This window comes from Streptomyces sp. CC208A (assembly GCF_030010625.1).
In the GTDB taxonomy this organism is placed as follows: Bacteria; Actinomycetota; Actinomycetes; order Streptomycetales; family Streptomycetaceae; genus Streptomyces.
On record NZ_JASCXN010000013.1, the window covers coordinates 115,562 to 135,137 of the forward strand.

At 73.9% G+C, this 19,576-nt stretch carries 16 protein-coding genes, 2 tRNA genes and 1 pseudogene; 3 read left to right on the top strand and 16 right to left on the bottom strand.

Features of this window, described 5'->3' with window-relative positions:
* Positions 1 to 16 precede the first annotated feature (16 nt).
* From QK442_RS16685 to QK442_RS16715, 7 genes and pseudogenes are all read right to left on the bottom strand, one after another.
* Positions 17 to 1,561, bottom strand: a complete 1,545-nt coding sequence (locus QK442_RS16685; RefSeq protein ID WP_282694726.1) for a HAMP domain-containing sensor histidine kinase — start codon at positions 1,559 to 1,561, stop codon at positions 17 to 19.
* Between the two features lie 5 nt (positions 1,562 to 1,566).
* Positions 1,567 to 2,322, bottom strand: coding sequence for a response regulator transcription factor (locus QK442_RS16690; RefSeq protein ID WP_282694727.1), 756 nt, complete (start codon positions 2,320 to 2,322; stop codon positions 1,567 to 1,569).
* Positions 2,323 to 2,460: 138 nt separating this feature from the next.
* Positions 2,461 to 3,363, bottom strand: a complete 903-nt coding sequence (locus tag QK442_RS16695) for an amidohydrolase family protein (protein WP_282694728.1) — start codon at positions 3,361 to 3,363, stop codon at positions 2,461 to 2,463.
* A complete protein-coding gene (locus tag QK442_RS16700; RefSeq protein WP_282694729.1) occupies positions 3,350 to 3,685 on the bottom strand; it encodes an antibiotic biosynthesis monooxygenase in 336 nt (111 codons plus the stop codon). Before QK442_RS16700 ends, QK442_RS16695 begins: the two co-directional genes overlap by 14 nt.
* Positions 3,686 to 3,772: 87 nt before the next feature.
* Positions 3,773 to 4,638, bottom strand: a pseudogene (locus tag QK442_RS16705) (DUF2797 domain-containing protein).
* Between the two features lie 26 nt (positions 4,639 to 4,664).
* On the bottom strand, positions 4,665 to 5,486 hold the full coding sequence (locus tag QK442_RS16710; protein ID WP_282694730.1) for a BRO family protein: 822 nt from the start codon (positions 5,484 to 5,486) through the stop codon (positions 4,665 to 4,667).
* Positions 5,487 to 5,613: 127 nt separating this feature from the next.
* Complete coding sequence (locus tag QK442_RS16715; RefSeq protein ID WP_282694731.1) at positions 5,614 to 5,979, bottom strand: PH domain-containing protein; 366 nt, start codon at positions 5,977 to 5,979, stop codon at positions 5,614 to 5,616.
* 192 nt (positions 5,980 to 6,171) lie between these two features.
* On the opposite strand from QK442_RS16715, the gene QK442_RS16720 reads away from it, so the two are divergent.
* Positions 6,172 to 6,501, top strand: coding sequence for a hypothetical protein (locus QK442_RS16720; RefSeq protein WP_282694732.1), 330 nt, complete (start codon positions 6,172 to 6,174; stop codon positions 6,499 to 6,501).
* A gap of 161 nt (positions 6,502 to 6,662) precedes the next feature.
* Here the strand turns inward: QK442_RS16720 and QK442_RS16725 are convergent.
* Positions 6,663 to 6,735: transfer RNA gene (locus tag QK442_RS16725), tRNA-Arg, on the bottom strand.
* A 297-nt stretch (positions 6,736 to 7,032) separates the two neighbouring features.
* A tRNA-Ser gene (locus QK442_RS16730) sits at positions 7,033 to 7,123 on the bottom strand.
* A 492-nt stretch (positions 7,124 to 7,615) separates the two neighbouring features.
* Between QK442_RS16730 and QK442_RS16735 the strand changes: the two genes are divergently transcribed.
* Together QK442_RS16735 and QK442_RS16740 are read left to right on the top strand one after the other, a co-directional pair.
* Positions 7,616 to 8,068 (top strand): SSI family serine proteinase inhibitor, encoded by a 453-nt coding sequence (locus QK442_RS16735; protein WP_282694733.1) that lies wholly within the window; start codon positions 7,616 to 7,618, stop codon positions 8,066 to 8,068.
* 151 nt (positions 8,069 to 8,219) lie between these two features.
* Positions 8,220 to 11,813: a PAS domain-containing protein gene (locus QK442_RS16740; RefSeq protein WP_282694734.1), complete on the top strand. Its 3,594-nt coding sequence runs from the start codon at positions 8,220 to 8,222 to the stop codon at positions 11,811 to 11,813.
* A 66-nt stretch (positions 11,814 to 11,879) separates the two neighbouring features.
* Here the strand turns inward: QK442_RS16740 and QK442_RS16745 are convergent, their stop codons facing one another.
* The 7 genes from QK442_RS16745 to QK442_RS16775 form a co-directional block, all read right to left on the bottom strand.
* Positions 11,880 to 13,532 carry a long-chain fatty acid--CoA ligase gene (locus tag QK442_RS16745; protein WP_282694735.1) on the bottom strand — a complete coding sequence of 551 codons (1,653 nt, stop codon included), beginning with the start codon at positions 13,530 to 13,532 and terminating at the stop codon, positions 11,880 to 11,882.
* Between the two features lie 163 nt (positions 13,533 to 13,695).
* Entirely contained in the window at positions 13,696 to 14,307 is a 612-nt protein-coding gene (locus QK442_RS16750; RefSeq protein ID WP_282694736.1) for a SigE family RNA polymerase sigma factor, read from the bottom strand.
* 306 nt (positions 14,308 to 14,613) lie between these two features.
* Complete coding sequence (locus QK442_RS16755) at positions 14,614 to 15,780, bottom strand: lipid-transfer protein (protein WP_282694737.1); 1,167 nt, start codon at positions 15,778 to 15,780, stop codon at positions 14,614 to 14,616.
* Entirely contained in the window at positions 15,777 to 16,175 is a 399-nt protein-coding gene (locus QK442_RS16760) for a MaoC family dehydratase (protein ID WP_282694782.1), read from the bottom strand. Before QK442_RS16760 ends, QK442_RS16755 begins: the two co-directional genes overlap by 4 nt.
* A gap of 14 nt (positions 16,176 to 16,189) precedes the next feature.
* Positions 16,190 to 17,233, bottom strand: a complete 1,044-nt coding sequence (locus QK442_RS16765) for an acyl-CoA dehydrogenase family protein (RefSeq protein WP_282694738.1) — start codon at positions 17,231 to 17,233, stop codon at positions 16,190 to 16,192.
* A 16-nt stretch (positions 17,234 to 17,249) separates the two neighbouring features.
* Entirely contained in the window at positions 17,250 to 18,251 is a 1,002-nt protein-coding gene (locus tag QK442_RS16770) for a bifunctional MaoC family dehydratase N-terminal/OB-fold nucleic acid binding domain-containing protein (RefSeq protein ID WP_282694739.1), read from the bottom strand.
* Positions 18,248 to 19,414 (bottom strand): acyl-CoA dehydrogenase family protein, encoded by a 1,167-nt coding sequence (locus QK442_RS16775; RefSeq protein WP_282694740.1) that lies wholly within the window; start codon positions 19,412 to 19,414, stop codon positions 18,248 to 18,250. Before QK442_RS16775 ends, QK442_RS16770 begins: the two co-directional genes overlap by 4 nt.
* Positions 19,415 to 19,576 lie beyond the last annotated feature (162 nt).

Sequence of the window (19,576 nt, forward strand, 5' to 3'; positions counted from 1 at the left end):
CTCGCCGGGCCCCCTGTCACGGCTGTGTGATCAGCCTGTGGCCGGCCTGTGAGTCCGCCTCCGCGGGTGCGTCGGCCGCCGGAAGACGGACGGCGAAGACGGTCCGGCCGGGGGCGGACTCGACGGTCACCTCGCCCCCGTGGGCGGAGACGACGGCCCGCACGATGGCGAGGCCGAGCCCGGTGGAGCCGGCCTGCCGGGAGCGGGAGGCGTCGCCGCGCGCGAACCGCTCGAAGACGGCGGGCAGCAGCTCCGGCGGGATGCCGGGCCCGTCGTCCCGGACCTCGACGACGACGGCCGCGCCCTCGGCCCGGACGCGGGCGGTGACGGTGGTCCCGGGCGGGGTGTGCGTCCGGGCGTTGGCCAGCAGGTTGAGCAGCACCTGCTGGAGCCGGGCCGCGTCGCCGCGTACGGCCGCCGGTTCGCCCTCCCCGGGCAGTTCGAGGCGCCAGCGGTGGTCGGGCCCGGCGGCGCGGGCGTCCCCGACGGCGTCCACGACCAGTGGGACGAGGTCGGTGCTCTCGTATGAGAGGGGGCGCCCGGCATCGAGCCGGGCGAGCAGCAGCAAATCCTCGACCAGGCCCGTCATCCGGGTCGCCTCGGACTCGATCCGGCCGAGTGCGTGCCGGGTGTCGGGCCCGCACTCCTCCCGTCCGCGCCGGGTCAGTTCGGCGTAGCCGCGGATGGAGGCGAGGGGGGTGCGCAGTTCGTGGCTGGCGTCGGCGACGAACCGCCGGACCCGGGTCTCGCTCTGCTGGCGGGCGTCGAGGGCCGCGTGGACGTGGTCGAGCATCCGGTTGAGCGCGGCGCCGACCTGCCCGGCCTCGGTACGCGGATCGGCCTCGGCCTCCGGGACCCGCTGGTGGAGCGCCACCTCGCCGCTGTGCAGCGGCAGCCGGGCGACCTGCTCGGCGGTGGCGGCGACCCGGCGCAGCGGCCGCAGCGCGATCCGTACCAGCACGGTCCCGGCGAGCGAGGCGGCGACGAGGGAGGCGCCGGTGAGGCTCAGCTCGACGAGGACGAGGGTGGAGAGGGCGTTCTCGACCTCGGTGAGCGGGATGCCGGTGAGGAAGGCGCCGTGGACGCCCTCCGCGTACACGACCCGGTACGAGCCGAGCCCGCCGGGCAGCTCGACGGTGTGCGGCCGGGAGTCGCGGGGGACGGCGGCGAGCGCGGTCCGCTGGCCCTCGTCCAGGTCCTCGACCGGGAAGCGGGGCCGCTCGCCCGCGCCGCCGCCGGCCACCTCCGTCGAGTACCCCGCCTCGGTGACCTTCCCGTCCTCGACGACGGCGCCGAGGGCGCCGATCGGGGAGCCCGGGTCGCCGAGGAAGGCGAGCGGTCCGCGGCCCCGGACCGGATCCGGCCCGACCGGCAGGACGGGCGGCCCGGCGGCCCGCCGGGCGATCCCCGTCAGCTGCTCGTCGGCCCGGTCGTAGAGGTAGGAGCGGTACGCGATGGTGGTGACCGTGCCGATGACGGCCGCGACGACCGCGATCAGCGCGACGGCGGAGACCACGAGCCGCGTCCGCAGCGACCACGGCCGCCGGGGACGGAGGCGCATGAGGACTACTCCCCCGGCTTGATGAGGTAACCGGCCCCCCGCCGGGTGTGGATCATCGGCGAGCGCCCGGCGTCGATCTTCCGCCGCAGGTAGGAGATGTAGAGCTCGACGACGTTGGCCTGACCGCCGAAGTCGTACGACCACACCCGGTCGAGGATCTGCGCCTTGCTGAGCACCCGGCGCGGATTGCGCATGAGGTACCGAAGGAGCTCGAACTCGGTCGCGGTGAGGTGGATCGAGTCGCCGCCCCGGGTGACCTCGTGGCTGTCCTCGTCGAGGGTGAGATCGCCGACCGTGAGCACCGACTCGCTGCGGGCCTGCGCGGCCCCGGAGCGGCGGATCAGCCCGCGCAGCCGGGCGACGACCTCCTCCAGGCTGAACGGCTTGGTGACGTAGTCGTCGCCGCCGGCCGTGAGCCCCGCGATCCGGTCCTCGACGGCGTCCTTCGCTGTCAGGAAGAGGACCGGAACCTCCGGCAGCTCACGCCGGATCGAACCGAGCAGGCTGAGCCCGTCGACGTCCGGGAGCATGATGTCCAGGATGACGACGTCGGGCCGGAACTCCCGCACGGCCCGCAGGGCGCCGGCGCCGTCGCCGGCGCTGCGGACCTGCCAGCCCTCGTAGCGCAGGGCCATGGAGAGCAGTTCGGAGAGGGACGCCTCGTCGTCGACGACGAGGACACGGACGGCGGTGCCGTCGGCACGGAGCAGATCGGCGCGGGCGCCACGGCGGGCTGATGTGCTGCGAGTGGTGACGGTCATGGTCCCCACGCTCGCCGCCGCTACTGAGATCCCCCTTGCGCTTTCCTGTGAATTCCCTGAGAAAGCGGGAGGAGAGAGGCCGGGCGAGGTTTCACGTGAAACAGGGCAGCCGTGGTTTCACGTGAAACGAACGGTTGGTCACGGTTTCACGTGAAACATCGCGGCACCGTTGTCGTGGAGGACGGCCCGGAGCCAGTCGTCGCCGAGCCCGAGCCGTTCGAGGGCGTGGAGCTGGTGGAGGTACGGGTACGGGATGTTCGGGAAGTCGGAGCCGAGCAGGACCCGGTCCTGGAGGTCGGCCAGCCGCTTGAGCGCGTCGCCCGGGAAGGGCGCCAGCCGCTCGCTGAAGTCCGTGAACGCCATGGTGGTGTCCAGGTGCACGCCCTCGTACCGCTCGGCGAGCCCGAGGAAGTCCTCGTACTCCGGCATGCCCATGTGGGCCACGACCAGCCGCAGCCGGGGGTGCCGGGCGAGCAGCGCGCCGACCGGTCCGGGACCGGTGAAGGCGCCGGGCGCGGGGCCGGAGCCGCAGTGGATGACGATCGGGGTCCCGCTCTCGGCGAGCAGCCCCCACACCCCGTCGAGCAGGGGGTCGTTCGGGTCGAAGCCTCCGACCTGGAGGTGCACCTTGAAGACCCGCGCCCCCGCGTCGAGCGCCTGCCGCACGTACGCGGCGGCTTCCGGCTCGGGGAAGAAGGTCGCGGTGTGCAGGCAGTCGGGCGTCCGGGCGGCGAAGTCCGCGGCCCAGGCGTTGAGCCAGGCGCCCATGCCGGGCTTGTGCGGATAGAGCATCGAGGTGAAGGCGAGCACCCCGAAGCCGCGGAGCAGCTCGACCCGCCGCGCCTCCTCCTCGCGGTAGGTGATGGGCCAGGGCTGCCCGGTCAGCGGCCCGACGGCGTCGAAGTAGGCCCACACCTTGTCGAGGACGTTCTTCGGCATGAAGTGCGTGTGGACGTCGACGAGCCCGGGCAGCCCGAGCCGCGCGACGAACCCCCGCACCGCTGCCGCCTCCTCCGCCGCGCCGGGTTCACTCCCGCTCAAAGCCGTAACTCCGCTCGACCTTCCCGATGTGGACGCTGTACGCCGTGTACCAGTGCTCCCGCCCGTACTCCTTCGCCGCCGTGTGCGCGGCGTCGAGGCGCCAGGCGTCGAGCGACTCCAGGTCACGGAAGTAGGCGACGGTGATGCCGAGACCGCCGGGCGTGCGGGCGGACTCGTACCCGAGGAAGCCGGGGACGGCGGCGACCCGCTCGCGCAGGGAGGCGGCGGTCTCGGCGTACCCCTCGGGGGCGTCGGGCCGCAGGGAGGTGAAGACAGCGGTGTAGTAAGGCGGTTCGAGTCCGGAGACCGGTTTCTGAGTCATGCGATCACCCTCGCCGGACCGGACGCCCGGTGTCCACGGCCGCCGGCCAAAGGGATCCAAGACTTTACGAAGCCCGCCGCCGCCCCTTCAGAACAACCCGCCCTGCTCTCCCCCGCCCCCGGCATCGCCCACAGCACCGACGGGCACACTCCAGACATCACCCTCCCCACCCCGCTCCAGCCCCCACCCCCCGAGCAGCCGCCCGTCGAGCACGAGGTGGCGCCCGCCGGGGTCGAGCAGATGCAGGTCGGGCCCGGCGGCGGCGAGCACCCGCCCGGTGACGACCCCGCCGTCGACGAGCTCGGTGACGGTCCCGTCGAGGGCGGGCAGCGAGCCGATGCCGAAGACGTCCTCGTGGTCGTACGCGGCGAACGGCAGCGCCTCCAGGGTCTCCCGCCATCCGCCGACCCCCAGGGCCCGCGCGTACAGCTCCTCGACCTCGCCCCGCCGGGCGGCGGCGTCCGGCAGACCGACCCGCAGGGCCCGCTTCCGCTCGTACGACACCCGGTCGGGCACTCCGAGCACCTGCCGCAGCACCTCCTCGGTCCGCCGGCGGCCATCAGCGGCCCGCGTCCGAGCCAGCAGAAGGTGACGGCCCCCTGTTCGAGGAGCCGGACGGACCCCCGGTGCTCCCCGGTGATCCCGACCTTCACGGTGCCGGCCCCGAACCAGGCGAGGTAGACCCGGTAGGGCCGGGGGTCGTCGGCGAAGGTGTCGGCGGCGACGGAATGAACCCGGTCGAGCCGCGCACACTCGCCACACAGCCCGCCGGTGGACCGCCCCGGCACGGCGGCCCCGCCAGGACAGGGGTTCCCCCGCGCTCCAGGACAGACCCGCCCACCCACGGCCCGGAAGGCGAGCGCCCGCCCGTACACGACCGGACTCACCCGACCGCCCCACCACCGAAGCCCGGCGGACCCCCCGGCCCACCCGAGCCCACCACTCCGCCACACGCCCGACGTCCCCTCTCTCCGCCTCCTCAGGGAAGCACGTAGATCCGGGTCCCGTCCGGGCAGGGATCACCGACCTCGCGCATGCAGCCGCGTTCGATGAGCAGCCGGACGCAGTCGCGGACGCGGTCGCCGGAGAGGCCGGTGCGCCGGGTGACGTCCTGCGGGCGGCAGCGGACGCCGCCGCGGACGAGGGCGGGGGCGAGACAGCTGGCGACGGCCCGCATGTCGCCGCTGATCTCCCAGGACTCGACGAGCTCCTGCGCGCTGAGCCGGGACGGCCCTTCGGCGCCGCGCTGGCGGGGGACGGCGAAGGCCCTCTCAAGGGAGTCGGCGACCCTTGAGAGGCTGTGCCGCGCCTCCCGCAGCAGTTCCGCACAGCCGGCGAAGTCCACGGAATCCTCGTCGAACCGCCCCTCCAGCCGGACGAGGACGTCGACGAGCTCGGGCGGCAGCACGAACCCGCCGTGTGCGGGCGCCGGTTCGAGCCCGTACCCGCCGTGCCGCTGCACCTCGGCCACCAGCTCGCCCACCCAGGACCGGAACGGCCCGGCCTCGGGCGACCGGCAGGCGGTGACGAGCTGCACGAGCCCGGCGAGGCTCACCATGCGCGCCGTCCCGCGGATGCCACTGCGCGCGAGTATCTCCGGGCTCGGCGCCAGCTCCCGCGCAGGCGCCAGGCACCAGACGGGCAGCGCCACACTCCGCAGCGCCTCCCGCGGCCCCGGGTACCCGAGCCGCCGGGCCACGTCCACGAGCGGGAACCAGTGCGCCCCGTCGACGGCGGTCAACCGCCTCAACCGCCCCCCGGCGGCGGCCCGTACGAAGTCATCGATGTCGATCGCGTCCAACGATCATCACCTCCACCCGGCACGTTAGGACGAAGGCATATTCAAATGACATGCACATCGGACGGATTCACCCAAAAGGGGAAGGCCCCGGCTAAACCGAGGCCCTCCCAGAGCGTCCGAGTCTCCGTCAGCGGGCCACGAACTGCGTGAGAATCGCCTGCACCTCATAGATGTCCACACCCTTGGTGAACGTCTTGGTGACGGGCAGCGCCTGCCCCGAGATCCAGATCTTCAGCTCGGCGTCGAGATCGAAGGTGCCGGCCGTCTCGACGGCGAAGTGCGTGATGCTCCGGTACGGGATCGAGTGGTACTCGACCTTCTTGCCGGTGATCCCCTGCTTGTCGACGAGCACGAGCCGCCGGTCCGTGAAGAAGATGACGTCACGGATCAGCAGATACGCGGCGTTCACCTGCTCCCCCTGCCCGAGCAGCCGCGCGTAGTCCTGCTGCGCCTGCGCCGGCTCGATCGCGTGCGCGTTCCCGAAGAGCGCCATACCGATACCCCCCACTTTCAGTCACGAATACGATCATCCGAACCTAACCGCACCCCCCACCCCCCTGGCAACGCCCCGCCTCGCGTTCCCGCTCCCTGGGGTCGAGGCGAGTCGAATTGAGTACGGGTACTCACGCCGGAGTCACGGTCCGCCAAGAGCATGGGGAGCACCACACCTCCGGGGGGGGAATCGATGAACGCTCGCACCCTGTTCCGTCTGACCTTCGCCAACGCCGCTTCCGCCGTCTACCTCGGACTCGTCGGCGCGTCCGTCGTGTTCGAGGTGGTCGCCGCGCTGTTCGAGGACCCCGGAATGGTCGGGATATGGCCGCTCCTTCTCACCGCCCCCACCTCCTTGCCGGCCACAGAGGGCATCGAGGCGCTCGGGGGCACGGCCGCGTCCGACTGGTCCCTGGTCGGCGGGGTCGCCATCGGCGCCCTGGTCCAGTCGTTCGCCCTGGGAGCGACCCTGGAGGCCCTGCGCGGCCCTCGCCAAGAGCTCCCCCGCCCGAACCGCGGCTGAACCGCTCTCCTCCTTGATCGCCATGACGAGGGAGGTCTCCGCCGAGGCGAGCGAGGAGGGGTGCGTACCGCGTACCGCGATCGGGACGGCTGCCGCACTTCGCCGCCGCACGACCCGGCAACGCAAGAGGCCCGGACTCTCGTCCGGGCCTCTCAGCTGTGTGCACTCGGCAGGATTCGAACCTGCAACCTTCTGATCCGTAGTCAGATGCTCTATCCGTTAAGCTACGAGTGCTTGTTTTTAGTTCTTGTCTCCGTTTCCCGGCCCTTTCGGCCCGCTGTCCCGGCGACAGGAAGAACATTACATGAGTCCCGGCGTCATGTGAAATCCGATTACCCAACCCCCTCTGACCTGCGGAAACGCCGCCCGGGGAGGGAGTGGAGGAGGGGGGCGGACCGAAGGGTTCCGAGGTCCGGAAGGCGGCGAAAGGCGCCGAAAGAGACCGGGGTCACAGGCTGCGGGCCAGGAGGGGCGGAAGGTGCGGCCGGGAACGGCGGAAGCCCCGGCCGTCGGGCCGGGGCTTCCTGGGGGCGGAGGCGGAGGGATTTGAACCCTCGATGGGCGGTAAAGCCCAAACCGCATTAGCAGTGCGGCGCCATAGACCGGACTAGGCGACGCCTCCTCGCATCCCGCGCGGGGTGCGTGCAGATGATGACACAGGCGAGCCTCGTGTCACCAATCGCTTTCACCGTACGAAGACTTGATCCCCAAGCTCCCGGAGGAGGTGCGGACTGCATCCGGTCGGCTGGTCCGGGCGCTCCGGCGTGGTCGCCTCGCGGCGGCTCATCCGGGGTTGCTCGGGGCCGTTCCGGAATTCGGGGAGCAGAGGCACGGCCTGGGCCGTACTGCCGCGCGATCCGTACCGGCGAGCCGGTGACGGACACGATGCGGTTGACTCCCACGGGCGCTCTTCTACGCCCACCCCGAAGGGCACTACAACGCTACCAGAAACACGGAGCACCTCTTATATGCGGGCGGGGCCCGGGACAAAGGCCCGGGGCGTCCTCTGGCCCTCCTCCTCTTTCCCTGGCTCCCGGGGGCGCAACGCCGTATCGCCCGCCGCGTTAGAGGGGGTGTCCGGTCGGTCTTTCGCCTTCTCGTTCGGAGTCGCCCCATGCTGCTGCGCAGTCTCGTCCTCGCCACCGCCCTCGCCGGGACCGCCGCCGGGGTCGCCTCCGCCGTGCCGTTGCCGCCGCTGCCGGGGCTGCCGCTGCTCTCGTCGCCCCAGGCCTCGCCCGACGCGTTGACGGTGGAGGTCTCCGGGAGCGGGCATCCGGAGGCCGACGGGAGGTGGGAGCTGAGGTGCGGGGAGGGGGCGGGGGGCGATCATCCGGCGGCCGCGCGGGCCTGTGAGCGCCTGGCGGGGTTCGCGCGGGCCGGGGAGGATCCCTTCGCGCCGGTGGCGGCGGACCGGTTCTGCGCGCAGGTGTACGGCGGGGCGGTGACCGCCCAGGTGACGGGCGTCTGGCAGGGGCGGCGGGTCGACGCCCGTTTCTCGCGTGCGAACGGCTGCGAGATCGAGCGCTGGGAGAACGCGGAGCCGCTCCTTCCGAGCGTCCGGGGCTGAGGGCCGGGGGCGCCGTTAGACTCCCTCCGTGACAGGGCCGCCGCCCGAGGGGCAAGATGGGGCCGGCCCGCCGTCACGGCACATGCCGGGCGGCGAACACCGCGGGCACACCCCGCGGGCAAGTGCAGGGCGTCAGGGAGGAAGCGTCGTCGTGAGCAGCAGGCCATCCCGAGGCGCTGCTCGCCTCGCAGCCATACTCGACGCCCTTCCCGACGGTCTCGTGCTCGTCAACTGCAACGGCACGGTCGTCAACGCCAACACCATCGCCCTCGGCATGTTCGAGACCCCCGGCACCGCGCTCGTCGGGCGCGGGCTGCTCGATCTGCTGCCCGACTTCGACTCCCGGCTCATCCCCGGGTCGATGCGCCGCCCCGACCCCGCGGACGAGCGCGGCCGGACCAAGCCGATGCGGATGATCGCCCGCCGGACCGACGGCGGCGAGTTCCCGGTCGAGGTGACCAGCGCCAGCCTGGAGGACGGGCGCGAGGCGTACGACTCGTACAGCGGCTACACCGGTGACGAGCTGCTGATGCTCGTGGTCCGCGACCTCACCGGCACCCTCGACACCGAGGCCGAGCTGGCCCGCTCGCAGCGCCAGACCGAGATGATCCTGCGGGCCGCCTCCGAGGGGGTCGTCGGCACGGACACCGAGGGCCGGGTCGTCCTCGTGAACCCCGCCTTCGCGCAGATCCTCGGCTACCGGGCCGGCGAGCTCGGCGGCGCCGAGCTGCACCCGCTGATCCTCGCCAAGCGCGCCGACGGCACCCCCTTCCCGTACGAGGAGTCCCCGCTCGCCGACACCCTCAAGTCCGGCCGCAAGCACCGGGTGCGCGGGCAGGTCCTGTGGTCGAAGAGCGGGGAGCGCGTGCCCGTCGACCTGACGACGGCGCCGGTGCGGGACGGGGACCAGCTCGTCGGCGCCGTGATGACCTTCACCGACCGCAGGCCGTACGAGGAGCTGGTCGAGAAGCACGCCGCCGAGCTCGCCGACCGGGCCGAGCGGCACGCGGCCGAGCGCGAGCAGCAGGCGGAGAGGTACGCGGCGCTCGCCTCCCGGCACGCCCAGCTGACCGCCGTCCTCGCCGAGTCGCTGCGCGGTCCCCTGGAGGAGCTGCGGAGCGAACTGGGTTCGCTCGCCGCCGACGACGGCGTCCAGCTGTGGCCCGAGGCCAACCAGGTGCTGCACCACCTGGTCGCCGGGTACGCCCGGATGACCGCCCTCGTCGACAACGTCCTCGGCTACCAGCGCCTGGACGCCGGCGAGGAGGAGCTCGACAAGAAGGTCGCGCTGCTCGACGCGATCGTGACCGGCGGCATCGACGCGGCCGTGGAGCTGATCGGTCCCGGCCGGGCGCAGTTCGCCGTGCACGCGCCGCCGATCGAGGCCGAGGTCGACGCCGGCCGGCTGACGACCGCGCTCGCCCACCTCGTCGCGGACGTCGCCGGGGTCGACGCCACCGGCAAGACCCGCGCCCCGGCGCCGGGCGCCGCCGCCCCCGCCGACTCCACGATCGTGGTCGCGGCGGCGCAGCGCGGCGAGGTCGTCCGCATCGAGGTCCGCGGCCCGTACGCGGGCGGCGACCCGGTCCACGGCCCCATCGTGCGCGGCATCGTGGCGGCGCACGGCGGTGTCGTGCAGACCCACGAGGTGCCGGGTACGAGCGGCGGCACCTACGTCCTGGAGGTGCCGATCGGCGCCGGGCGGGGAACCGTCCCCGCGCCCGAGCCGAAGCCGAAGCCGGAGCCGGAGTCTGAGCCGGGGACCGTGTCCGACGTGCCCGCGCTGCCCGCGCAGGCGTCCGGGCCGGTGGACGGCGGGACCGTCGGCGGTCCCGGGCGGCGCCGGGCCCGGCGCGGGTCCACGGACGCCTTCCTGGAGAGCGCGACCGCACCGGAGAGCGGTGGCGGACGCCGCCGGGCCCGTACGGAGGAGACCGCGGGCCCCGCCGAACTGATCCCCGCCCAGCAGTCCGCGGGCGTCGAACCGACCGGCCGCCGCCGTGGCCGCCCGGCGGAGGGCTCCGTGGTGACCGCCGCCGAGGGCGCCCAGGAACGGGCCGCGCTCGGTGCCGCCGTGCCGCCGCAGGGCGTCCCCGTCGACCCGTCCGGCGCCCCCGCGCTGACGCCGGCGCTGCCCACCGCGCCGCAGGGCGCGGTCGCCGTGGCCGCTGTCGAGGCCGCCGGGGCCGAGCGGCCGACCGGGCGCCGGCGGCGTGCGCTCGCCGCCGCGCAGGAGCGCGCCGCGGCCGCCGAGGCGGGGCCGCGGACGCCGTTCGCGCTGCCGCCCGCCGACGCCGACCGCGAGCTCCCGGCGGACGTACCACCGGCCGGAAGCGACCATGAGGCCGTACGGGACCTGCCCGTCGGGCACACTCCCCCGCAGTCGCACCCCCTCCCGCCGGTTCCCGAGGTCCCGCAGGCCATGCCGGTACCGGCCGCCGCGCCCGCTCCCGTACCGCCGACGCCGCCGACGCCGCCGACACCGGGGGCCACGGCGGCGGCGCCCACGGACGGGACCGGGACCGGTTCCGTACCGCTGCCTCCCGAGCTGCCGATGCCGAACCCGATGCCCGCCCCGGCCCCGGCTCCGACTCCGACGGCTGCCCCCGCCCCGACTCCGGCGCCTGCCCCCGCCCCGGCTCCCCTGCCGAAGGACTCCACGCAGGGGCGCGCGTTCAGCGTGCGCACGCTCGGGCAGGGGGTGCCGTTCGCGCCGCCGGCGCAGGCCGGGACGCCCGTGGCCGCGCCGTCGAGCGGCTCGGGCCGGCGCCGCAAGCTCGCGGCGCCGCCGGAGGTCGACCCGCCGGCTCCGGCGGCCGTACCGGCACCCGTACCCCCGTCCGTACCGGCACCCGAACCGCTCGGGCTTCCGGACGCCGCCGGGTCCGAGGGGCGGGGGCGCGCGTACGCGATAGGGGCGCCCGCCGAGGGGTCCGCCGAGGGGCCCGAGCCGCTCGACGGTCCCGGGGGCGCGGTCGAGGTCGTCAACCGGCCCGCGCCGCTGCCCGTCGACGACGAACTGCCGCCGGAGCCGCTCGACAACCCGCGCCGGCTGCTCGTCTGGCCCGCGCCCGACGTGACCACCCAGCAGGCGCTGAGCGACCGCGGCTACCGGCCGGTGATCGTGCACTCCCGCGAGGAGGTCGACGCGCAGATCGCCGCCTTCCCCGCCGCGCTCTTCGTCGACCCGCTGACCGGACCCATCACCCGGACCGCGCTCCAGTCGCTGCGCCAGGCGGCCGTCGCCGCCGAGGTGCCGGTGCTGCTCGCGGCCGGGCTCGGGCAGGCGGGCCGGGAGGAGGCGTACGGCGCCGATCCCGCCGTCCTGCTCAAGGCGCTCGCGCCGCGCGACAGCGAGCAGCACCCCTCACGGGTGCTCGTCATCGAGGAGGACGAGCACATCGCGGGCGCCCTCTCCGCCGCCCTGGAGCGGCGCGGGATGCAGGTGACGCGGGCGGCCGCGGACAGCGAGGCGGTGGCGGTGGCCGGCGAGCTCCGGCCGAACCTGGTGGTCATGGACCTCATGCAGGTGCGCCGCCGACGGGCCGGGATCATCGACTGGCTGCGGGCGAACGGGCAGCTCAACCGCACCCCGCTGGTCGTCTACACCTCGACGGGACTCGACCCCGAGAAGCTGCCGGAGCTGTCCTCGGGGGAGACGGTGCTCTTCCTGGCCGAGCGCTCCAACAGCGCCGAGGTCCAGGCCAGGATCGTCGACCTGCTGGCGAAGATCGGCACCAACTGAGGCAGAAGACCGGTACCGACTGGGGCAGAGGGGAGGGCCGTTCCCCGGCCCTCCCCTCTGCCGCCCTCAGATCTGCGTGACGTCCAGCTCGCCCTCCGCGTACTGCCTGCGGATGACCTTCTTGTCGAACTTGCCGACGCTGGTCTTCGGGACCGCCGGCACGATCGCCCAGCGCTCCGGCAGCTGCCACTTGGCGATGCCGCCCTCGGTGGCGAGGAAGTCCCGCAGGGTCGCGTAGTCGGCCTCCGCGCCCTCCTTGAGGACGACGGTCGCGAGCGGGCGCTCGCCCCACTTCTCGTCGGGGACGGCGACGACGGCGGCCTCGGCGACGGCCGGGTGGGCCATGATCGCGTTCTCGATCGCGACGCTGGATATCCACTCCCCGCCGGACTTGATGACGTCCTTGGCGCGGTCGGTGAGGGTGAGGTAGCCGTCGGGGCTGATCACGCCGACGTCGCCGGTCTTGAGCCAGCCGTCCTCGCTGAACTTGTCCTCGGGGCGTACCGGGTCGGCGCCGACGCCGCCGAAGTACGCGCCCGCGATCCAGGTGCCGCGCACCTCCAGCTCACCGGCGGACTCACCGTCCCAGGGCAGGTGCTCGCCGCCGGGGCCGACGAGCCGGCCCTCGACGCCCGCGGGGAAACGTCCCTGCGTGACGCGGTATGGCCACTCCTCCTCCGGGGTCAGCCCGGCCGGCGGGTGCGCCATCGTGCCGAGCGGGGAGGTCTCCGTCATGCCCCAGGCGTGGCAGAGGCGGACGCCCAGCTTGTCGTACGCCTCCATGAGGGAGGGCGGGCAGGCGGCGCCGCCGATGGTGACCTGCTTCATGGAGGAGAGGTCGCGCGGGTTCGCGGTGACCTCGGCGAGCAGGCCCTGCCAGATGGTGGGGACGGCGGCGGCGTGGCTCGGCTTCTCGCGCTCGATCATCTCGGCGAGCGGGGCCGGCTGGAGGAAACGGTCCGGCATGAGCATGTTGATGCCGGTCATGAAGGTGGCGTGCGGAAGCCCCCAGGCGTTCACGTGGAACTGCGGGACCACGATCAGGGTCGTGTCCTTGTCGGTGAGGCCCATCGACTCGGTCATGTTCACCTGCATGGAGTGCAGGTAGATCGAGCGGTGGGAGTAGACGACGCCCTTCGGGTCGCCGGTGGTGCCGGAGGTGTAGCACATGGCGGCGGCCGTGCGCTCGTCGAGCTCGGGCCAGTCGTACGTCGTCGGGCGGCCCGCGATCAGCTCCTCGTACTCGTGGACGCGTGGCGCGGCGCCCTCCAGGAGGGAGCGGTCGCCGGGGCCCGCGACGACGACGTGCTCGACCGTCGGCAGGTGCGGCAGGAGCGGGGCGAGGAGCGGCAGCAGGGAGCCGTTGACGAGGACGACCCGGTCGGCGGCGTGGTTGACGATGAAGACCAGCTGCTCGGGGGGAAGGCGCAGGTTGAGCGTGTGCAGGACGGCGCCCATGGAGGGGATCGCGAAGTACGCCTCGACGTGCTCGGCGTTGTTCCACATCAGCGTCGCCGTCGCCTCGCCCGGCTGGACGCCCAGCTCGTCGCGGAGGGCGTTCGCGAGCTGGGCGGTGCGGTCGCCGATCTCGGCGTAGGTGCGGCGCTGCGGCTCCGGCTCACCGGTCCAGGTCGTGACGGTGGACCTGCCGTGGACCCGTCGGCCGTGTTCGAGGATGCGGCTGAGGGTGAGCTGTACGTCCTGCATGGTGCTGTACACGGGGCGTCCTCCCGGTGGGCGCTACGTGGCAGTAAGGGTGTGCAGATTCTGCGCACGTACCGCGCGGTATGTCACTACCCGGGAGTACTGAAATTGCCAGTGATCGCTGGCGGATGCCGGCGCTGTCCGTTCGGCGTAGGCCGACGGGACGGGGTACGCCCGCTCAGCGGCCGGCGCCCGCCGTGAGCTCCGGGTCCTCGCGCAGGCGGCCCAGGGCGCGGGAGACCGCGCTCTTCACCGTGCCCACGGAGACCCCGAGCACCTCGGCCGTCTGGGCCTCGCTGAGGTCCTCGTAGTACCGCAGGACGACCATCTGCCGCTGCCGCTCCGGAAGCTTCATCACGGCGCGCCACATGGCGTCGTGCAGCACCTGGCGCTCGGCCGGGTCCGGCTCGGGCAGCCCGGCGGGCTCCGGCAGCTCGTCGCAGGCGAACTCCTCGACCTTGCGCTTGCGCCACTGCGAGGTGCGGGTGTTCACCAGGGCCCGGCGCACGTACCCGTCGAGGGCCCGGTGGTCCTCGATCCGCTCCCAGGCGACGAAGGTCTTGGCGAGCGCGGTCTGGAGCAGGTCCTCGGCGTCGCTCGGGTTCGCGGTCAGCGAGCGGGCGGTGCGCAGGAGCAGCGGCCCCCGTGCCCGTACGAACGAGGAGAAGGAGGGGTACGCGAACGGGCTCGGGCCCTGGCGCGGCGAGGTGCGCGGGGCGGTGCGCTGCGCGGGCCGCCCGGCGGCCGTCGAGGCGGCGGCGCAGACGGGGCCAGTGGGTGGCGGAGTCATGGTTCCACGCTAGGAGCGGAGGGGTGCCGGGCGGATCGGCCCCAGGTCCCGAACCCCGCTCCCCCTCAAGTCGGAGTCCCCGGGGTGCCCCCACCTCCTCTGGGTGGAGCCGCCGTCACCCCGGGGGTGAGGGGCGTCCGGGGAACCGCCTGGGAGACCGGCTGGGAGACCGCCCGGGGAACCGCCTGGGAGACCGGCTGGGAGACCGCCCGGGGAACCGCCTGGGGGACCGGCTGGGAGACCGCCCGGGGAACCGGCTGGGAGACCGCCCGGGGAACCGCCCCCTCCGCCGACCGTCGGGCGTCCTCATGTGTCCGTGCCGAGGACGAGGCCCGAGGTCGGCACCCCCGTACCGGCCGTGACCAGGGCGCGGGCCGCCCCGGGTACCTGGTTCACCGAGGTGCCCCGCAGCTGCCGGACCGCCTCCGCGATGCCGTTCATGCCGTGGAGGTACGCCTCGCCGAGCTGCCCGCCGTGGGTGTTGAGCGGCAGCGCGTCCGCCGCGACGAAGTCGCCGCCCTCCCCCGGCCCGCAGAAGCCGAACTCCTCCAGCTGCATGAGCACGAAGGGGGTGAAGTGGTCGTAGAGGATGCCCACGTCGATGTCGGAGGGGCGGAGTCCGGAGCTCCGCCACAGCTGCCGCGCCACCACCCCCGTCTCGGGCAGGCCGGTCAGCCCGTCCCGGTAGAAGCTGGTCATGGCCTCCTGCCCGCGGCCCGCCCCCTGGGCGGCGGCGAGGACGACGGCGGGCGGGTGCCGCAGGTCGCGGGCGCGCTCGGGGGTGGTGACGACGATCGCCTGGCCGCCGTCGGTCTCCTGGCAGCAGTCGAGGAGGCGGAGCGGCTCCGCGATCCAGCGGGAGGCGGCGTGGTCGGCGAGGGTGATCGGCCTGCCGTGGAACCAGGCGGCGGGGTTGGTCGCCGCGTACCGGCGGTCGGTGACGGCGACGTGCCCGAAGACCTCCGGGGTGAGCCCGTAGGCGTGCAGGTAGCGCTGGGCGGCCATGGCGACCCAGGAGGCGGGGGTGAGCAGCCCGAAGGGCAGCTGCCAGCCGAGCGCGACGCCCTCGGCGGACGGCTCGCGCCGCTGCACGCCGGAGCCGAAGCGGCGCCCGGACCGCTCGTTGAAGGCCCGGTAGCAGACGACCACTTCGGCGATCCCGGCGGCGACGGCGAGCGCGGCCTGCTGGACGGTGGCACAGGCGGCGCCGCCGCCGTAGTGGACGCGGGAGAAGAAGGAGAGCTCGCCGATGCCGGCCGCCTGGGCGACGGTGATCTCGGGGCTGGTGTCCATGGTGAAGGTGACGAGCCCGTCCACGTCCCCGGGGGCGAGCCCGGCGTCGTCGAGGGCGGCGCGCACCGCCTCGACGGCGAGGGAGAGTTCGCTGCGGCCGGAGTCCTTGGAGAACTCGGTCGCGCCGATGCCGGCGACGGCGGCCCGGCCGCCGAGGCCGTCGGGGCGGAGCGGGCTCATCGGGACACCTCCACGGTGACCGTGCCGGTGACGTGCCGGCCGAGACCGTTGGCCCCGGTGACGCGGACGAGCGCGGTGGCGGTGCCGTCCGGGCCGTCCGTCACCTCGGTCACGGTCCCGGTCAACGTCAGGGTGTCGCCGGGGCGGTTGGGGGCGCCGAGCCGGATGGCGACCCGGCGGAGCACCGCGCGCGGGCCGAAGTGGTCGGTGACGTACCGGCCGACGAGTCCGTTGGTGGTCAGGATGTTCATGAAGATGTCCGGGGAGCCCTTCTCCCGGGCGGCCTCGGCGTCGTGGTGCACGTCCTGGTAGTCGCGGGAGGCGACGGCCCCGGCGACGATCAGGGTGCGGGTGACGGGGATCTCCAGCGGCGGCAGTACGTCTCCGGCCTTCATGACGTCTCCGGCCTTCATATCGAGCCTCCCCGTGCGAGCAGGTCGCCGAGTTCGGCGAGGAGTTCGGTGCCGGCGCCCAGATAGGCGTCGAGCTGCCGGCCCCAGAGGAAGTGCCGGTGGACGGGGTGGTCGAGGTCGGCGCCCATGCCGCCGTGGAGGTGCTGGCCGCTGTGCACGACCCGCTTCCCCGCCTCGGACGCCCACCAGGCGGCGGTCAGCGCCGCCCCGGCGCAGTCGAGGCCCGCGTCGGACCGCCAGGCCGCCTCGTAGGCGGTGACCCGGATGGACTCGGTGTCCATGTGGGCGTCGGCGGCCCGTAGTTGCACCGCCTGCCGGGTCGCGAGCGGCCGCCCGAACTGCTCCCGTACGGAGGTGTACGCGACGGCCCGGGCCAGCGACCCGGCGCAGACCCCCGCCTGGAGACCGGCGAAGGCGGTACGGGCGGCGGCGAGCACATCCTCGTACGGCCCCGCTCCCTCCCCCGCCCCGAGCCGCTCGGCGGGCGTCCCGTCGAGCACAAGCCGCCCGGCCGCCCAGGGCGCGGTCAGCTCGACGGGCTCGACGCCCGCGTCACCGACGTCTTCGGTTCGCACCAGCCACAGGGTCCGGTCCGTGTCCGGTACGAGCACGTGGGTGGCGTCGCGCAGCCACGGCACCCAGGTGACGCCGCCGGTGAGCCGCCCGTCGTACGCCGTGACCGCCCCGGTCGCCGGGAAGGCGCCGGTCGCGACGGCCGTCCCGTCGCGCAGCCCCGGCAGCAGGCGGGCGCGCTGCTCCTCGGTGCCGTGCCGGGCGACGGCGAGGATCCCGTACACGCCGGTCGCGGCCAGCGGGACCTGGGCGGTCACCCTTCCCTGCTCCTCCAGGAGGAGGACGAGGCCGAGCAGGCCGATCTCCTCGACGGCGGCGGGCAGTCCGGCCGCGCTCAGCGCCTTCCACAGCTCGGCGTCCGTGCCGGTGCCTGCGGCGGCGAGCCGCTCGTGCGTGGAGAGGTCGCCGAGGATCCGGGCGGCAAGGTCCCGCGCGGCCTCCTGCTCCTCGGTGGGCGTGAAGTCCATGTCAGCGGCTCCCCTCCTACGGCTCTACGGCATCTACGGCACTTACGGCGCTTACGGCACTTACGGCGCGGAAGACGGGCAGCTCCAGCTCCTCGTCGGCCCGCAGGAACTCCAGCCGGACCGGCATCCCGATCCGGACCTTGTCGTACGGCACCCCCACCACGTTGCTGATCATCCGGACGCCCTCGGCCAGTTCGATCAGGCCGACCGCGTACGGGGGGTCGAAGGCGGGGAAGGGCGGGTGGTGCATGACCACGTACGAGTAGACGGTCCCCTCGCCGCTCGCCTCGACGGTGTCCCACTCCGCCGCACCGCAGTCGTCGCACCCCGGCAGCCAGGGGAAGCGGAGGGTCCCGCAGGCCGTGCACCGCTGGATCAGCAGCCGGTGCGCGGCGACGCCCTCCCAGAAGCCGGCGTTGTCCCGGTTGATCACGGGGCGGGGCCGCAGGGGCCGCTCCGGGGGCTCCGGAGGCTTCGGGAGCTCTGGAGGCTTCGGGGGGCGGGTGGCGGGGGCGTACTTGAGGATCCGGAAGCGGTGCGTCCCGGCGAGCTCGCCGCCGGCCCGTACGTCCGTCCGCGTGGTCACGAAGTGCCCGATGCCCAGCTTGGTGGTCTTGCGCGGCGAGACGGACTCGACGATCGCGTCGAAGGTGATCTCGTCGCCGGGGCGGAGCGGCCGCAGGTACTCCTGCTCGCAGTCGGTGGCGACCACCGAGGTGTACCCGGCGCCGTCGAGGAGGCCGAGCAGCTCCGCGTACGCCTCGGAGCGGTCCTCGTTCCCGGAGAGGCCGCCCATCGTCCACACCTGGAGCATGGTCGGCGGCGCCACCGCGTCCGGCCCCCGGTACGCCGGGTGCGTGTCCCCCATGGCCTCGCACCAGTGCCGGATCATCGGCAGGTTCACCGGATCCTTGCCCCGCCCGGCGGTGGCGGCGGGCCTGCCCTCGTAGGCCTTCAGCCGCTCGTACAGCCGGTCCTCCGGTCCCCCGGCCGGCCGCTCCCGCCCCTCCCCGCTCATCGCCGTCCCCTTCCCCGCATGCCGAGTCGTGCCCGCGCGACGATCTCCCGCTGCACCTCGCTCACCCCGCCCCCGAAGGTGTTGATCTGGGCGGCCCGGTTCATGCGCTCCAGCTCGCCGCCGTCGGCCTCCCCCGGCGATCCCGCCCGTACCGTCCCCGCCTCACCGGTGATCTCCTGGCAGATCCGGTAGACCTCCACCGCCGATTCGGTTCCCGCGAACTTCACGCCGCTGGCGTCCCCGGGGGTCAGCCTGCCGGCGCCCACGTCCCCCACCAGACGCCAGTTGAGCAGGCGTGTCGCCGCCAGCCGGGCGTGTGCCTCGGCCGCTCGTATCCGCACCCACGGCTCGTCGATCCGGCGCCGGCCCGTCACCGGATCGGGGGTGCGGGCGCGGTCGAGCGCGGCGGCGAAGAAGTCCTCGGCCTGCATGCCGATCGCGGCGAGCGCTACCCGCTCGTGGTTGAGCTGGTTGGTGATGAGCCCCCAGCCGCCGTTCTCCTCGCCGACGAGGTTCCCGGCCGGGACCCGGACGCCGTCGTAGTAGGTCGCGGTCGTGGTGAGCCCGCCGACGGTCTCGATCGGGGTCCAGGAGAAGCCCGGGGCGTCGGTGGGGACGAGGAGGAGGGAGATGCCCCGGTGCGGGGGTGCCTCGGGGTCGGTGCGGCAGGCGAGCCAGATCCAGTCGGCGTTCTGCGCGTTGGAGGTGAAGATCTTCTGCCCGTCGACGACCCAGGAGTCGCCGTCGCGCACCGCCCGGGTACGGAGCGAGGCCAGGTCCGTACCGGCCTCGGGCTCGCTGTAACCGATGGCGAAGACGCACTCGCCGCGCAGGATCCGGGGCAGGAAGGCGGCCTTCTGCTCCTCGGTGCCGTACCGCATGAGGGTGGGGCCCACGGTGTTGAGGGTGACCATCGAGACGGGGGCGCCGGCCCGGTACGCCTCGTCGAAGAAGACGAACTGCTCGTCGGGACCGCGCCCCTGCCCGCCGTACTCCTCGGGCCAGCCGAGGCCGAGGAGCCCGTCGGCTCCGATCCGCCGCAGCAGCCGGCGCTGGGCGGGGCCGTCGGTCGCCGGGGGCGGCCCGTCGGGCATCGTCTCGCGGAAGTACGCGCGGAGTTCGGCGCGCAGCCGGAGCTGCCGCTCGGTCGGGGCGAGGTGCACGGGACGGCCTCCCGGTGGGGACGACGAAGGTTTCTGACTGTCCGTCAGATACGGTCACCGTGTCAAGGTCGCCGGTCGCACTCCCCGGTCGCCCCCCCGTCGCACTCCCCCGTACGGAACGGGGAGGGCGGGAAACGGCGAGGCGGCCTGTGCGCCGGTGCC

Excerpts from the sequence above, each read along its gene's own strand:
- QK442_RS16685 (WP_282694726.1), bottom strand. The coding sequence starts at position 1,561 with ATGCGCCTCCGTCCCCGGCGGCCGTGGTCGCTGCGGACGCGGCTCGTG.
- QK442_RS16690 (WP_282694727.1), bottom strand. The coding sequence starts at position 2,322 with ATGACCGTCACCACTCGCAGCACATCAGCCCGCCGTGGCGCCCGCGCC.
- QK442_RS16700 (WP_282694729.1), bottom strand. The coding sequence starts at position 3,685 with ATGACTCAGAAACCGGTCTCCGGACTCGAACCGCCTTACTACACCGCT.
- QK442_RS16715 (WP_282694731.1), bottom strand. The coding sequence starts at position 5,979 with ATGGCGCTCTTCGGGAACGCGCACGCGATCGAGCCGGCGCAGGCGCAG.
- QK442_RS16720 (WP_282694732.1), top strand. The coding sequence starts at position 6,172 with ATGAACGCTCGCACCCTGTTCCGTCTGACCTTCGCCAACGCCGCTTCC.
- QK442_RS16735 (WP_282694733.1), top strand. The coding sequence starts at position 7,616 with ATGCTGCTGCGCAGTCTCGTCCTCGCCACCGCCCTCGCCGGGACCGCC.
- QK442_RS16750 (WP_282694736.1), bottom strand. The coding sequence starts at position 14,307 with ATGACTCCGCCACCCACTGGCCCCGTCTGCGCCGCCGCCTCGACGGCC.
- QK442_RS16755 (WP_282694737.1), bottom strand. The coding sequence starts at position 15,780 with ATGAGCCCGCTCCGCCCCGACGGCCTCGGCGGCCGGGCCGCCGTCGCC.
- QK442_RS16760 (WP_282694782.1), bottom strand. The coding sequence starts at position 16,175 with ATGAAGGCCGGAGACGTACTGCCGCCGCTGGAGATCCCCGTCACCCGC.
- QK442_RS16765 (WP_282694738.1), bottom strand. The coding sequence starts at position 17,233 with ATGGACTTCACGCCCACCGAGGAGCAGGAGGCCGCGCGGGACCTTGCC.
- QK442_RS16770 (WP_282694739.1), bottom strand. The coding sequence starts at position 18,251 with ATGAGCGGGGAGGGGCGGGAGCGGCCGGCCGGGGGACCGGAGGACCGG.